At 41.3% G+C, this 14,914-nt stretch carries 16 protein-coding genes and 4 pseudogenes; 15 read left to right on the top strand and 5 right to left on the bottom strand.

Going from position 1 to position 14,914, the window contains the following annotated elements:
* Positions 1-110, bottom strand: a pseudogene (locus tag AM629_RS23535) (IS110 family transposase); the annotation flags it as partial.
* A gap of 116 nt (positions 111-226) precedes the next feature.
* Between AM629_RS23535 and AM629_RS15650 the strand changes: the two are divergent.
* Positions 227-670, top strand: a complete 444-nt coding sequence (locus AM629_RS15650) for a hypothetical protein (RefSeq protein WP_054480198.1) — start codon at positions 227-229, stop codon at positions 668-670.
* A 228-nt stretch (positions 671-898) separates the two neighbouring features.
* Here AM629_RS15650 and AM629_RS15645 read toward each other — a convergent pair whose 3' ends face one another.
* The 3 genes from AM629_RS15645 to AM629_RS15635 are packed head-to-tail and all read right to left on the bottom strand — an operon-like array spanning position 899 to position 3,836.
* On the bottom strand, positions 899-2,395 hold the full coding sequence (locus tag AM629_RS15645) for a tripartite tricarboxylate transporter permease (protein ID WP_054480197.1): 1,497 nt from the start codon (positions 2,393-2,395) through the stop codon (positions 899-901).
* A gap of 10 nt (positions 2,396-2,405) precedes the next feature.
* A complete protein-coding gene (locus AM629_RS15640; protein WP_054480196.1) occupies positions 2,406-2,837 on the bottom strand; it encodes a tripartite tricarboxylate transporter TctB family protein in 432 nt (143 codons plus the stop codon).
* Positions 2,838-2,855: 18 nt separating this feature from the next.
* Positions 2,856-3,836, bottom strand: coding sequence for a Bug family tripartite tricarboxylate transporter substrate binding protein (locus AM629_RS15635; protein ID WP_054480195.1), 981 nt, complete (start codon positions 3,834-3,836; stop codon positions 2,856-2,858).
* Between the two features lie 495 nt (positions 3,837-4,331).
* Between AM629_RS15635 and AM629_RS15630 the strand changes: the two genes are divergently transcribed.
* The 7 genes and pseudogenes from AM629_RS15630 to AM629_RS15610 all read left to right on the top strand — a co-directional run bounded on the left by AM629_RS15630 (position 4,332) and on the right by AM629_RS15610 (position 8,855).
* On the top strand, positions 4,332-4,973 hold the full coding sequence (locus AM629_RS15630; RefSeq protein WP_054480194.1) for a DUF7424 family protein: 642 nt from the start codon (positions 4,332-4,334) through the stop codon (positions 4,971-4,973).
* 630 nt (positions 4,974-5,603) lie between these two features.
* Positions 5,604-6,251 (top strand): DUF4431 domain-containing protein, encoded by a 648-nt coding sequence (locus tag AM629_RS15625; RefSeq protein ID WP_072161904.1) that lies wholly within the window; start codon positions 5,604-5,606, stop codon positions 6,249-6,251.
* Positions 6,252-6,336, top strand: a pseudogene (locus tag AM629_RS25290) (hypothetical protein); the annotation flags it as partial. It lies immediately after the preceding gene.
* Positions 6,324-6,545 (top strand): hypothetical protein, encoded by a 222-nt coding sequence (locus AM629_RS25285; protein ID WP_152912011.1) that lies wholly within the window; start codon positions 6,324-6,326, stop codon positions 6,543-6,545. The pseudogene AM629_RS25290 and the gene AM629_RS25285, both read left to right, overlap by 13 nt.
* A gap of 62 nt (positions 6,546-6,607) precedes the next feature.
* Positions 6,608-6,784, top strand: a pseudogene (locus tag AM629_RS25025) (hypothetical protein); the annotation flags it as partial.
* Positions 6,769-7,437, top strand: coding sequence for a transcriptional regulator TctD (gene tctD / locus AM629_RS15615; protein WP_054480192.1), 669 nt, complete (start codon positions 6,769-6,771; stop codon positions 7,435-7,437). The pseudogene AM629_RS25025 and the gene tctD, both read left to right, overlap by 16 nt.
* On the top strand, positions 7,434-8,855 hold the full coding sequence (locus AM629_RS15610; protein ID WP_054480191.1) for a sensor histidine kinase: 1,422 nt from the start codon (positions 7,434-7,436) through the stop codon (positions 8,853-8,855). Before tctD ends, AM629_RS15610 begins: the two co-directional genes overlap by 4 nt.
* Here the strand turns inward: AM629_RS15610 and AM629_RS15605 are convergent.
* Entirely contained in the window at positions 8,836-9,750 is a 915-nt protein-coding gene (locus tag AM629_RS15605) for a DMT family transporter (RefSeq protein WP_054480190.1), read from the bottom strand. The genes AM629_RS15610 and AM629_RS15605 overlap by 20 nt on opposite strands.
* A 270-nt stretch (positions 9,751-10,020) precedes the next feature.
* On the opposite strand from AM629_RS15605, the gene AM629_RS15600 reads away from it, so the two are divergent.
* From AM629_RS15600 to AM629_RS15575, 7 genes and pseudogenes are all read left to right on the top strand, one after another.
* On the top strand, positions 10,021-10,305 hold the full coding sequence (locus tag AM629_RS15600; protein WP_054480189.1) for a colicin Z C-terminal domain-related protein: 285 nt from the start codon (positions 10,021-10,023) through the stop codon (positions 10,303-10,305).
* Between the two features lie 92 nt (positions 10,306-10,397).
* Complete coding sequence (locus AM629_RS15595; RefSeq protein WP_054480188.1) at positions 10,398-10,793, top strand: hypothetical protein; 396 nt, start codon at positions 10,398-10,400, stop codon at positions 10,791-10,793.
* An 87-nt stretch (positions 10,794-10,880) separates the two neighbouring features.
* Positions 10,881-11,021, top strand: a pseudogene (locus AM629_RS24685) (helix-turn-helix transcriptional regulator); the annotation flags it as partial.
* 89 nt (positions 11,022-11,110) lie between these two features.
* Entirely contained in the window at positions 11,111-12,238 is a 1,128-nt protein-coding gene (gene pdxB, locus AM629_RS15590) for a 4-phosphoerythronate dehydrogenase PdxB (protein ID WP_054480187.1), read from the top strand.
* A 56-nt stretch (positions 12,239-12,294) separates the two neighbouring features.
* Positions 12,295-13,305, top strand: a complete 1,011-nt coding sequence (locus tag AM629_RS15585; protein ID WP_054480186.1) for an aspartate-semialdehyde dehydrogenase — start codon at positions 12,295-12,297, stop codon at positions 13,303-13,305.
* Between the two features lie 41 nt (positions 13,306-13,346).
* Positions 13,347-14,138, top strand: coding sequence for a tRNA pseudouridine(38-40) synthase TruA (gene truA / locus AM629_RS15580; RefSeq protein ID WP_235525490.1), 792 nt, complete (start codon positions 13,347-13,349; stop codon positions 14,136-14,138).
* A gap of 46 nt (positions 14,139-14,184) precedes the next feature.
* A complete protein-coding gene (locus AM629_RS15575) occupies positions 14,185-14,874 on the top strand; it encodes a DedA family protein (protein ID WP_054480184.1) in 690 nt (229 codons plus the stop codon).
* Positions 14,875-14,914 lie beyond the last annotated feature (40 nt).

The following is a 14,914-nucleotide window of genomic DNA, read 5'->3' as shown; positions in this document are numbered from 1 at the left end:
TTAGTTCGGGTGAATTTTTTACGCAGCAACGCTTTTCCTGATTGATCCTGACAATGGATATGAAAGGAATGCTTGCCAAGATCGATGCCAATCAATGCGATAGTGTTCATGATGGTGGCCTCTTAAATAAAAAATAAATCACACGCTGTCAATATATCGCTAACAGGGTGAGGGCGGCCATCTCATTAGTGTGGAGCTTTAATGATGAAGAATTGGAAGTTGTACAATGCTGCGCTTATTCTCTTATATTCTGTTGTTTTTTTCTTTTAATTTATACGCTGAAACCGAATTTTGCATTCAAACAGGTGGCTATATTGAGATGAATATGCGGGATAAAATGATAAATGATTTGAACATTAAGTCTCAGGATATTGATTTAAAAAGAACAAAAATTGAATTGCTTTCTGATGTTGAAGTAAATAATATCCTCGCCTTGGAACTTGCCAGAAAAGAGGTGGAAAAAGATAAATTAAGAGATAGTCCAACTAGATCCAAGTATGAAGACCATTATAAAAATTATAAAGAATATAACCCGCATAATCTAATCGTAAAATTTACCTATTTCGATGAAAAAGGCAAGGCAAATGTTTTTATTGCATCGACAATTATCAATGATATCGAATGCTCGGTGTCATTTAGTAGTTATTTAACAGTTAGTCGAGAGTTCTAAGTGCCAACCATCAATATGCTGCTTTAAAGGTTTTTTATCGGTCTTGACTATTATTGTATTTTTTTGAGGATAATTATGGATTAAGGTCCAGTTTGTTGGGTTTTGATTTTTCGTAAAACATGACATTAATGTGAAAGTCTATTCCTGAACTTGTCAATAGAAAAAGCCCATAATATTTTTATGATAATTATGGGCTTTTATTTACTAAGCTTTGGTTTTAATCGTCGTCTATTGAATACGGCGCTTACGGATGATTCGTAATATTGGCGGAATAATTAGAACCAGTACGGCCAATACCAGGAGACATTGAGCAATGGCACTGTTCCACAGAATGCCAAATTCGCCATTACTGATGGAAAGTGCACGGCGTAAATTTTGTTCCAGCATTCCTCCTAATACGAAACCAAGGATTAATGGCGACATTGGGAAATTCATTTTTCTCAGAATATAGCCAAAAACGCCTAACCCTATCATCAACAGAAGATCGAAAGTTGTGCTGTGTACGGCATATACACCAACGGCTGAAACGGTAGCAATAGCTGGAACAAGAAACCATAACGGAATGGTTAACATCCGTGTAAACATACCTATCATTGGGATATTCATAACTAGCAGAATAATATTAGCAATCAGTAATGCAGCAATTAATCCCCAAACAATATCCGGTTGCTCAGTAAACATTCCCGGCCCTGGGGTAATGTTGTAGAGCGTTAATGCCCCCATCATAACGGCAGTGGTGCCGGAACCTGGGACTCCTAATGTTAGCATTGGAATAAAGGAGCCGCAGGCCGAAGCGTTATTAGCAGCTTCTGGTGCTGCAACGCCACGAATATCACCTTTACCAAATGAATCACTATTCCCACTGATCCTCTTTTCTGTCATATAGGTAATTGCGCTGGCAATGGTTGCTCCTGCACCGGGCAAAATACCGACAAAGAAACCGATAAAAGATGATCTGATAGTTGGCATGGCGCATTCAACCGCTTCCTTGCGGTTAAACAGCAAACGGCCTGTTTTGCGAATAATGGTTTTGCCGGTTGATGTGTTTTCCAGCATCAGCAGAATTTCGCTGACGGAAAACAGACCTATCACCACAACGATAAATTGAATGCCATCTGACAGATGAACATTGTCGAAAGTAAAACGGTAAACCCCGGTGTTGGCGTCTACTCCGACAGTTGCCAGACCTAATCCTATCAGTGCCGCCAGCAGTGATTTCAGAGGATTCTGACTCATCATGCTACCCAGACAGGCAATAGCAAAAACCATTAGCGCAAAATATTCAGCAGGACCGAATGCCAGTGACCATTGCGCCAGTAATGGTGCAAACAAAATAATGCCGCAAATTGCCAGCAAAGAACCACAGAAAGAACTGACCGCAGAAATAGACAATGCTACACCTGCACGACCTTGTTTAGACATTGGATAACCATCCAGTGCGGTCATAATGGCAGCGGCATCACCGGGAACATTGAGTAGAATCGATGATATACGTCCACCATACTCACAACCAATATAAACAGTTGCTAATAATATCAGGGCAGATTCAGCAGGCAGCTTTAAAGCAAAAGCGAGTGGTAGCAGAATAGCTACACCATTAATTGGCCCAAGCCCCGGTAACAATCCAACAATCGTTCCAATAAAACAACCAATCAACGCAATAATCAGGTTTTGTGGCACCATGGCGACTTCAAAACCCTGACTGAGATACATCCAGGTTTCCATAAATTCTCCGTCAGTTAAGCCAGTTGCCAAGAGGCAGGGTTACATCAAGTAAGTGATCAAAGGCGAAATAGAGCGTGATGCCAAGGAACACCCCGGAAATGATTGCAGCAGGCAGTGGAGCGTTAAATAACAGCGCTACACTGCATGTCAGCAGAGCGGTAGCCAAGGGAAAGCCCAACCACTCAAACGTCCAGCCATAAATAACTAAAGAGACAATCATTAACATCAGGCGATAGATAATGGGGGTATTAGGCCAGTTGCTCTGCTCTGGTTTTCTGAAAAGCAGCAGTAAGGCACAGATAGCCATTAAAGACAGAATGGCGATAGGAAAAGGTCTGGGTCCCAGTGGTTCATAAGTGTATTCGCTCTGAATTCCCCAACCGATAACTAGCCCAATGGCACAGAGTATCAACCAGATAGTAGCAAAAATACGATCGCTCATGATGATAGTCGCCTCTATTTATTTAGCTAATCCGAAAGCTCTGGCTTGTTCACGATACTGTTCAACCTGTTTTTTCACATAGTTGTCCAGTTCTTTGCCGGTCATATTGAACTCAAACAATCCTCGGAGATCGCGTTGTTTTTTGAAATCATCTGTTTGTTGTAGTTTGTTAAAAGTATCAACCCACCATTGGTATTCTTCATCAGAAACTTTTGGCCCCATATAGAAACCGCGGATAATCGGCCATACCAGATCATAACCCTGCTCTTTGGCTGTAGGGATGTTGGCTAAATTACCGTCCAAGCGTTTATCCGCGTAAACAGCCAGAACACGGATCTTGTCTCCATTCAGGTAAGGCACCATCTCACTCAGATCACCGGAAACAGCTTGAATATGATTACCCAGTAGAGCAGTGATTGGTTCACCACCGCCCTCAAAAGCAACATAACGCATTTTGTGAGGATCAACACCAACCTCTTTTGCCAGTAGTGCTGTTTTCATCCAGTCCTGACTGCCGATAGAGGCGCCAGCGCCAAACACAATGCTGTTTGGATTTTTCTTGAAAGCATGCATCAAGTCATTCAAGGTGTTATAAGGAGAATCAGCTCGGACTGCAATCATTCCGTAATCAGTCCCAACACTTGCCAGCCAGCGAACATTATCAACGTTATAACGACCAAATTTTCCCTGAGATAGATTGAGCAGAGAGCCACCGGAAAAGGCAACAATGGTTCCCGCTTCAGCAGGTCGCTGCGCAACAATGGCGTTATAAGCGACGGCGCCAACACCACCTGGCATGAAAGTGACGCGCATAGGTTTACTAATCTCTTTGGTTTCCAGTAATGAAACCTGCACCAGCTTGCAGGTCAGGTCAAAACCACCACCGGGTTTTGCTGGAGCAATACATTCAGTCCTGCTAGGTGCACTGGCAGCAAAAGCATTGCTTGTACTAAATAGTAAAATGGTTGCTGCTAATGTTTTGATTGTTATAGTTTTCATTTATTTTTTCTCATAGATACCCGTGTAAGAAACAACCACTATAAACAGACTTGGTTGACTTAATTGATAATAACAAAACCTTTCATTTACCTTTCATTAACAAAAAAAGTTGCTGATATGTGATTTCAATCTCTTAATTTGCGTAGCATTTCGCATTAATGAGTTAACAAATGGCTACAGGCTTTCTTTTTGGTTTTGGTTTGTTGTAAGTTTTTAGTGGTTAAATGTTGTAGGTAGAGAATCTTATATTTTGCCAAGGAAATATGATGCGGATGACAACTATTTATTTATGCGATATGTTCAATATACCCAATAGATTTCAAGCCGCAGGGCGGCGGCAAGTGAACGCATCCCCGGGAGCATAGATGACTATGTGACACTGGGGTAAGTGAACGCAGCCAACAAAGCAGCAGCTTGAAAGATGAAGGGTATAGACAATTTATTGAATATAATTAAATTAATTTTACCCTGATGAAGTTTAAATTTGAGGAAATGATGAGAAAATTGATTCTTTGTAGCGTTATGGCTTTTGCTTTAACAGGATGTAAAACAGAACTAAGCACTTCAGTATCTGTTAGCGATCTTTTATCTGAACAGGTAAAGGTAGTGACATCTGATTTATTGGTTGAAGTCAGTGCTTGTGGTGATTATCAAGATTCTAGGCAGCCCTCAAAATCTCTGTTAGAGGCTCAGGCAAAAGTACCGGATATTTTTACCAGTGCGGAATATGTAGAATGTTTCAGAAAAGATATGGATTCATTTGCTCATTTTAAAATCCCTGTAAGTGTAGGGAACTCAAATGATAATGGTTCTACTAAGGGAATTCACCTTTACGGTAATAATGCAGATATTTTGGCGATCAGCATACCCAAAGAGATGAAGAAAAAAATTAACAAGGCAGATAGTTCTATTGCAGCAAAAACTAAAATCTCAATTAACGTTAAGAACGATACAGATAAGATTTTGAACATGACCGGTTTATCCGTGTTCCTTAATGATAAAAATCCGATGGTGATATCGAATTTCGGTTTGAAAGCTGGGAGTGAAATAAAATTAACTTTGTCCAATGTGTCTGTTGCATCTGCATTAGATGAACGTTTTGATTTCACACCTGTACTAATGGCAATGCCTGAGTAAATAGAAAGGTGATTTTTTTGCTACTGCTAGGTTTATTGTAAATAAAACATCATAAAGCAGAAAAATAAATAGTAATCTAAAAGATATATACCCAATGGATTTCAAGATGGATCGAGACGGCAAGGGAGCGAATCCCCGGGAGCATAGCAAACTATGTGACCGGGGTGAGTGCAGCCAACAAAGAGGCAACTTGAAAGATAACGGGTATATACCCAATAGATTTCAATTTGCAGCGCGGCGGCAAGTGAACGCATCGCCGGGAGCATAGAGAACTATGTGACTGGGGTAAGTGAACGCAGCCAACAAAGCAGCAATTTGAAAGATGAAGGGTATAGTTGATAAATAAGATAAAATCATTAGTGAATCACAGATATTAAACGTAACTGATTAAGGGAGAAGGAATATGAATTAAGAAAACCCTCTTATTAACGGTACTGTTTTTTCTGTTTTTGGTATCGCTGCGGACTACTGGAAAGTCTCTTCTATAACTAAATAAGATTCTAAAATAGCGCTACATCTTATACCACTTATAACTCCATATATAACAATGGGTTGAAGAAGGCCATGTGTAGCGGAATTATGAAAAGCTATTTAGAGCTTACTTTGAATAAATTTTATAGAGGGTGAAAGATGTTAAAGAAAATTGCTGTTACTTTGTTGTTGGTGTCCGCCAGCGCCCATTCCGCGAGTTTTGATTGCACCAAAGCTACCAGTGAAGCTGAGATGCTAATCTGTGCGACTCCTGAGCTATCCCAGTCTGACGATAACCTATATGTTGATTACCTTAGAGCTAAGCAGGCTACTGATAACAGCGTTGACTTCAAAGCGCTGACGAAGCAAAACTGGAAACTTCGCGAGAAATGCACCACTGTTAAATGTCTTCAGGACTGGTATCAGAGATCATTTGAAATGTACAGGCAGATCGCCGCTAATACTATAGAAAACTGCTATAAAGAAAGACAAAAAATCATTCTAGCTGGAACTTTGCTGAGGATTACTTATCCCGGTCCACCGAATTACGAAAGCGTGGAAAATGGGGATACCCCTGAACCTTATTGGGTGTTACAGCCGGATAATCCGATTAAGTGTGCGAAGGGAGCGCCAGACTGGGGTGATCGTAACTTTATGCAACTGGTAGTTCCGTCTGACTTTTATGATGAGTACAGAAGTCTGCTTGGTCACCGCGTGAGTGTAACCGGGAAAATTATGTATGCAGTTAGTGGTCATCACCATACACCACTGATGATTGATAGCCAACGCATTGACGCAGTTAACTAAATTCACAAAGTCACGACGACAATCAGCAAAAATTGCACCATGATTGTCATTGAAGACTTAAAGGTTGCCAACATGCCAAAGTCAGAAATGTGCTGGCTGTGGGCATACATCGAAGGAAAACCGTCTGTTACAAAGTCAGTTGGCGTGTCAGAAATATGGATAAATCCCCAATGGATTTCAAGATGTATCGCGACGGCAAGGGAGCAAATCCCCGGGAGCATAGATAACGATGTGACTGGGGTAAGTGAACGCAGCCAACAAAGCAGCAGCTTGAAAGATGAAGGGTATAGATAATTCTGTGACCGGGGTGAGTGAGTGCAGCCAACAAAGAGGCAACTTGAAATTTGAAATATAGCAGGTATACAGCGAATGCCAATATCAACAGCTTTCGTAACATTTTGGCGGCGTGGCACACCGTGCTTGCCTGTGGAGGAAGGGGGCAGTCAGGCCGTCCGTTCAGGATAATATGGAATTGTATTCTTGGTTATGCTTATAAAATCATGGAGATATCTCTAAAATGCGTCTCTTATTAGTAGAAGATCACCCTGAATTATTGCATTGGCTGCAAAAAGCACTAAGCAGTGCGGGGTTTGCTGTAGATGTAGCGAGTGATGGCATAGTGGCTGATCAATTATTGCAGACAGAAAACTATGCATTGTTGATTTTAGATGTTGCTTTGCCAAGGCTGGATGGTCTTTCACTATTGGTTCGTTTGCGTAAGCGAGGGCAAAATTTGCCGGTATTATTATTAACGGCTAAAGCCGATGTTTCTGACCGGGTAAAAGGGCTCAATTCTGGCGCTGATGATTATCTGACTAAGCCTTTTGATTTACAGGAATTGGAAGCACGTATCCGGGCGTTACTTAGGCGTAGTACAGGTATTCCACAGGAGATTCTGGCATTTGGTTCCCTTGTTTATCAGGATGAAGGTTATTTTATGCTAAATGATGAACCATTAGCATTAACTCCACGTGAGCTTTCAGTTCTGACAACATTATTCCATCGTCGGGGAAGACCTGTTTCTAAGCAACAGCTCTTTGAACAAGTATTTGCACTGTCAGATGAAGCGAATCCACAAAGTATCGAACTTTATGTACATCGGGTTCGGAAGAAATTATCAGGTAGTAATGTAGGGATTAGCACGCTACGGGGGTTAGGTTATCGTCTAGAGTGCCAGAACGAATGAGATTACTCAAAATACCAAAGTCATTGTTTCATCAGTTGCTTTTGTTTTTCGGTGTTCCACTGTTTTTATTAGGTGGTCTATCTGTCTATACCCATTATTTTAGTGCGAAAAATGCGGCGACATTGGCCTATGATCGCACGTTATTGGCATCTGCCCGCACAGTGGCAGAGCGGCTGACAGTTGAGAATAACCGATTAATTGTTGATGTACCTTATGTAGTCTTGGATAGCTTTGAGCGAAATATGAATGATCGACTTTTCTATCAGGTGTTATCCCCTCAGGGAAAAACAATTTCTGGTTATGATGATTTACCATTGATACCTGAACATGCGCTTCGATCTAATTTATACACGGCTTTGGTTTATTTTTATGATGCTGAATATCATGGTCAACCTATCCGGGTCGCTGCATTTTATCAGCCGATCAATGAAGGTGGAATCATGGGTATGGCGTTAATATTGGTCGCTGAAACAGTGGCTTCACGTCATTATCTTGCACAACAATTATTAATATCATCGTTGATGAGCCAAGGAACGGTTGTTGGGCTAACTTTGATTCTGGCTTATTTTTTGTTGAAACAATTACTTAAACCACTATATAGACTTTCCGGTGTTATGGTTCGTCGTTCCGCTAATGATCTGACTCCGTTACCGGACATGCTACCGTGGTCGGAACTTTCCCCGTTATTACATGCGATTAATCGCTATATAGAACGGCTGAAATTGATGGTTAGCCGGCAAGAGAGATTCAGTGCGGATGCTTCTCATCAACTCAGAACACCATTAACGGTATTAAAAACTCAGGTTGCGGTAGCACTTGCCAGTAAAGATCCTGAACAGTGGAAAGAAAGTTTACAGGCCATCGATAGCACATTGGATAGTACGATTTCTCTGACAGACCGTTTATTGCAGCTTTCTCGTTTGAAAGCGCATGAAAAAGAGGCCGTTCAGGATTATAAACCAGTCAATTTAGTTGAATTGTTGCAACAGGCGTGTTTTTCGCGTTTGCGACAGGCTGAAAGTAAGAATATTGATTTAGGTTATGAAGGGGAAAATACTCAATGGATAAAGGGAGAACCTGTACTACTGACAGAAATGTGCGCAAATCTGTTGGACAATGCGATTAAATATACTCCGGAAGGAGGAATGGTCACTGCCAGAGTTATTATTAGTCCTTGTAAGACGTATTGCTATTTGGAAGTAGATGACAGTGGACCAGGAATTGCTGAAGAAGAAGTCAGTTTGTCACTTATGGCTTTTAATCGTCTTGATAATGCCGCAGGACATGAAGGCGCAGGATTAGGATTGGCTCTGGTAAAAGATATTAGTATTTATCATGGCACTCATCCCCAATTACTACCCAGCAAAACACTGGGCGGTTTACTGGTAAGAATTCCTTTCAGGTTTTCTGATGATTAATTTCCTGAGATTTTGCTGTCTTAGGTCTAATAAGCGGAGTACGAAGTTGTTGTGCCAGCACAACACCTAGCAAGGTTATGCCACCGCCGATCAGGTGATAGCTGTGCATTTTTTCATGCAGAGCCAGAATAGCGATAATAGCTGTGAATACTGGGGCCAGATTCATAAATATGGAAGTAGTATTAGCGCCAAGTTTTATGACACCTTGTATCCATAAATAAGGTGCGAGGATTGAGGCTGGAATACCTGCAAATAAGACTAACGGAATATTGTTAGCATTTAATTGAATATCTTTTGTCAACAGGAAATTTGGTAGTAATAACAGGACCGCGAAAGCAATTTGCACATATAGGGATTGCCAGTTTGGTAACGGAATAGACCAATGTTTAGTTAATACGCCATATAGAGCATAGGAGACAGAAGCAAGAAACATCATCAGTTCACCACGGCCTAAACCGTGTTGCAGTAATGATAAGGGATCACCGGTACTGACCAGCCAAACTAAACCAAACAGAGATAAAACAGTACCGAAAGCAATACCAACGGTGGGGATAACACGTAAAACAAATATACTGATAACGACAGTTAAAAGAGGAATAAGTGAGTTAAGAATTCCCATAAATGTTGCGCTGACACTATGCGCAGCGTAATAAGCCAAGCTTTGATAGAGCACCATACCCAGTGCACCAAGAATTAATAGCTTCCACCAATATTGGCGGATAGTTTTCCATTGGCGAATAACAGGTAGTGCAACAAAAGGAGTTAATGTGAGAAAGGCTAGGAGCCAGCGGTAAAAAGAGATTGCAGCGGGATCAATAGCAGTGGTAGCAGCTTTACTCACCACGGCATTGATCGACCAGATTAGGACGGCTAGAAACGGGAAAAACATATTCATATAGATGAGTCGCATTGAGAGAAAAATGGGAGCTTAGTTTAACAGTGTTTGATTTATTATATACCCAATAGATTTCAAGTTGCAGTGCGGCGGCAAGTGAACGCAGCCAACAAAGCAGCAACTTGAAGGATGAAAGGTATATCTATAAATATCATACAAAACATAAATATAAATTATAATAAATGAAATTCTTATCTATACTATAGAGGAGCTATTTGAAAAATTGTTGTTTACCAACATAACTAACTTTTTACATTTAAGGAGTTAAATATGCCAGCAGCTCAAGCTTACGCTCCACCTGGTTTTTGGGGGCCTTGGATCGATTTACAAGGATGGTTCGGCAACAGCCACAGTGTTAGATATTCTTTTGATACAGAATCACAGGCTCCATCTACTTTTTCCGTGGAAATACGATATGTAGATGAACCAGCACTAAAAACCATACAAACTATAGGTCCTGGTAATTATCTGGTCCGTAGTAACGGAGGGATAGGAGTAGATAGAATAAGGTGTAAAAGTCATTCTATAGGGCAAAACATTAGAATTACTTGGTAATTTATTTTAATGTAATGCTAATTACAGCCTTACTTGAGTTTTAAGTAGGGCTTATATTATGTGAAATTGTTCAATATTGTAGGATCGAAATTATGAGAAGTTTATTGGTTATTATGTTACTTCTATCTGTCATAACAGGGTGCTCCAGTAATCCAGATAAACAAGTACAAATAGAACAAGGGCTGAAATTTGCATTTTCATCCGGTGATAAATTTATTTTAACTCAAGCCTGTACAGCTCAAATCGATTATTTAGGGGCAGATGAAAGTGGCAATAACCAATTAGCAATAGTGGTGAAAAAAGATAAACCCTGTTTTCCCCACCTTGATACTTTAATCAATAAAAATGTCGGCTCCCAAGTGACAATATCGTTTAAAGGTATACCTATTATCTCGAATACTATCCAAACTGCCTTAGGTCCTTCATTCAGAATGTCGATAAAAGATACAGAGCAAGCTATGAATATTGTGAATGCGTTAAAAAATTAAATAGTCATCAATTTTTCATTAAGAAAATCAACAGCATCATAGGACATGGCTTAAAACCTTTATACGTAGATTCTGGTTACTTGTGGTTTATCCATTATCTCTTTGCTAGAGCTGGTAAAAACCGTCAATGAAGTCGCTTTTGATGTCGGTTACAGCTCATCTTTTGCTTTTATTGCGATTTTTCAGCAACCGGCAGGTACTACACTGGATAGTTTCAGAAAAAGTTAATAATAAAAGAAACTGTCATTATGGGTTTTGTTATGATTAAGTGGCAAAATAGCAGGCTATGCCCGTTTTATGCCACAGGATGGAATTAAGTGAAGATTCTGGTTGATGAAAATATGCCTTATGCTGAGCAACTGTTTCAGCAATTGGGGGATGTGCAGGCTATTCCGGGGCGTCCGGTGCCGGAAGATGTACTGGATCATGCTGATGCATTTATGGTCCGCTCAGTGACTAAAGTTGATGAAAAATTGTTGAAAGGTAGCACGATAAAATTCATCGGTACGGCAACGGCGGGTACTGACCATGTAGATCAGCGGTGGTTATCTCAGGCAGGAATCGGGTTTTCTGCGGCACCGGGATGCAATGCTATTGCTGTGGTTGAATATGTCTTCTCAGCGTTAATGTTGCTGGCAGAACGTGACAATTTTGAACTCAAAGATAAAGTTGTAGGGATTGTCGGTGTTGGTAATGTTGGTAGCAGGCTGGCAGAACGGTTATCCGTCCTTGGCATCCAGATACTCTTATGTGATCCACCAAGAGCTGACAGAGGGGACGCGGGTGAATTTTGGCCACTAGAAAAACTAGTCAAAGAGGCTGATATTCTTACATTCCACACGCCACTCAATAAATCAGGTCCGTATAAAACACATCATCTGGTGAGTACTGAATTGTTGTCGGCTTTACCGGATAACCGCATATTGATTAATGCCAGCCGTGGCGAAGTTGTTGATAATCAGGCACTGCTTGCTGAGCTGGAATCTGGTAAAAAACTCAGTGTTGTTTTAGATGTTTGGGAACCGGAACCTGATTTATCTCTGCCATTACTGGAGTTAGTTGATATTGGTACACCGCATATCGCGGGATACACGCTTGAAGGTAAGGCTCGTGGTACCACTCAGGTATATGAGGCTTACTGCGAATTTCTCGGTCAATCCGATAAAGTTGCCTTATCTGATTTGTTGCCTGAGCCAGATTTCAGTCGTATTACCCTACAGGGAAGGGTGACTCAAAGCACACTGAAACGGTTGATACATTTAGTGTATGATGTGCGCCGTGATGATGCCCCGTTACGGCAAGTTGCTGGTCAGAAAGGTCAATTTGATCATCTGCGCAAAAACTATTTGGAACGTCGGGAATGGTCATCTTTGACTGTGTGTTGTGATAATAAAGAGAGTGCCGAGTTGTTAGCTGCTCTTGGTTTTAGTACAGAGCTGATTTAATCCGTGTAGAAATATGTCTACATGCCAGAAAGAAAAATAAGGTGGAGAAAACCAACATGTCAGAAGGTTGGAATATTGCTCTGTTGGGTGCGACAGGTGCAGTAGGTGAAGCGATATTGGCGTTATTACAGGAACGTCAGTTTCCTGTTGGTGAATTGTATCCTCTTGCCAGTGAACGCAGTGCTGGTGAAAATTTGCGTTTTAATGGTAAAAATTTAATTGTCCGTGATGCCGCTGATTTTGATTGGTCGCAGGTACAGCTCGCTTTTTTTGTGGCTGGAATGGAAGCTACGGCACAATATGCTGAAAAAGCTGCGGAAGAAGGCTGTTTGGTCATTGATAGCAGTGGATTATTTGCTATGGAACCGGATGTGCCTTTGGTTGTTCCAGGTGTTAACCCTCATGCTTTGGCAGATTATCGCAATCGTAATATTATTGCTTTGGCAGATAGTATGACCAGTCAGGTACTGACAGCGATAAAACCACTGGTTGATGCGGCTGGAATTGCACGTTTGCATTTGACTAATCTGTTCTCTGTTTCTATTCACGGTAAAGCGGCAGTTGATGAATTAGCTGGACAGAGTGCTCGTTTACTAAATGGTATTCCATCAGAGCCGGGCCGATTCAGCAAACAATTGGCGTTTAATCTTTTGCCGTTGCTGACGGATGCTGAAGGCTCAGTGAGTGAAGAGCGCCGTCTTGTAGATCAGGTGCGCAAGGTTTTACAGGATGAGGGATTACCGATTTCAGTCAGTTGTGTCCAATCTTCTGTTTTTTATGGCAATGTTCAGGTAGTCCATTTGGAAACATTACGTCCGGTTGGTGTGGAAGAAGCCCGCGAGGAACTGGAACGGATAGTTGATATTAATGTCTCAGATGAAGGTGATTATCCAACACCGGTGACAGAAGCGTCTGGTAATGATTTGTTGAGTATTGGTTGCTTGCGCAATGATTACGGAATGCCAGAAGTATTGCAGTTCTGGTCTGTAGCCGACAATATCCGTTTTGGTGGCGCGTTGATGGCTATCGAGACAGCCGAAAAACTGATGCAGGAGCAATTTTACTGATGTTTGGTACAGAACAAACAGAATCTGTGCCAGGTTCAAAAATGAAAATTGCGTTGGGAGTTGAGTACGATGGCAGCCAGTATTATGGCTGGCAGCGCCAGCAGGAAGTGAAAAGTGTTCAGGAGTGCCTTGAGCAGGCATTATCAAAAGTCGCCAATGAACCTATATCAGTATTTTGTGCCGGTCGAACTGATGCTGGAGTACATGCAACAGGACAGGTCGTTCATTTTGAAACGTCTGCCCAGCGCAAGGATGCAGCATGGACTATGGGCGTGAACGCACATTTACCACCGGATATTGCTGTTCGTTGGGTGAAAATAGTGGATGAGGATTTTCATGCCCGTTTCAGTGCTACAGCCCGGCGGTATCGTTACATTATTTTTAATCATCGTTATCGTCCGGCAGTGTTGGCTAGTGGAGTGACACACTTTCACTATCCACTGGATGAAAAACGGATGCATCAGGCAGCGCAGTGTTTGTTGGGTGAAAATGATTTTACCTCTTTCCGTGCCGTTCAGTGCCAATCCAAAACTCCTTGGCGTAATGTGATGCATATTAATGTCAGCCGTCATGGGCATTACGTGGTAATGGATATTAAAGCCAATGCTTTTGTACACCATATGGTACGTAATATTGCTGGGAGTTTGATGGAGATTGGTTGTGGTAATCAGGATATTAACTGGATGGCCCAGTTGCTTGTTTTAAAAGACCGGACGAAAGCGGCTGCGACGGCAAAATCGGCAGGATTATATTTAGTTGCCGTTGATTATCCGCAGTTTGACTTGCCGGAATCTGTTATAGGGCCTCTGTTTCTGGCAGATGATTTGATTTAACGTTTTTAGTTGCCGACATGGATGTTTTGGTATAACGGAGAATATTATGGAATTTTTTACTCATTTATTTGATTTTACTAAGTTTATCATTGATTTTATTCTCCATATTGATATTCATTTGGCTGAACTTGTCGCACAATATGGTAACTGGGTGTATGGCATTCTGTTCTTGATTTTGTTTTGTGAAACAGGATTAGTTGTCACTCCGTTCCTGCCGGGAGATTCACTTTTATTTGTTGCGGGTGCTTTAGCTGCTTTAGATTCAAACGATCTAAATGTGCACGTCATGGTAGCGTTGATGATTACTGCGGCCATTATTGGTGATGCGGTGAATTATGCTATTGGCCGCATTTTTGGTGAGAGGTTGTTTACAAATCCGGATTCAAAAATTTTCCGCCGTAGTTATCTAGAAAAAGCGCATGAGTTTTATGAAAAACATGGTGGGAAAGCAATTATTTTAGCGCGATTTGTACCGATCATCAGAACATTTGTGCCATTCGTTGCTGGCATGGGTAAAATGTCTTATCGTCATTTTGCTGCTTACAACGTGATTGGCGCACTGGTTTGGGTGCTTTTATTCACCTATTCTGGTTATATATTCGGTGATATGCCAGTGGTACAACAGAATTTGAAACTGTTGATTGTCGCTATCATCTTTATCTCAATCTTGCCGGGTGTAATTGAAATTTGGCGTCATCGTCGTGCGGTGGCAAAACAGAAAGCGAATAACTCGTAACAGGTTTGAGCAGTTTTTTATCCACACTGTAATAGCATTG

It is taken from the genome of Photorhabdus heterorhabditis, from assembly GCF_001280945.1.
Taxonomy (GTDB): Bacteria; Pseudomonadota; Gammaproteobacteria; order Enterobacterales; family Enterobacteriaceae; genus Photorhabdus; species Photorhabdus heterorhabditis.
Note: the sequence above shows the minus strand (reverse complement) of the source record. Positions and strands in the feature narration are given on the sequence as shown.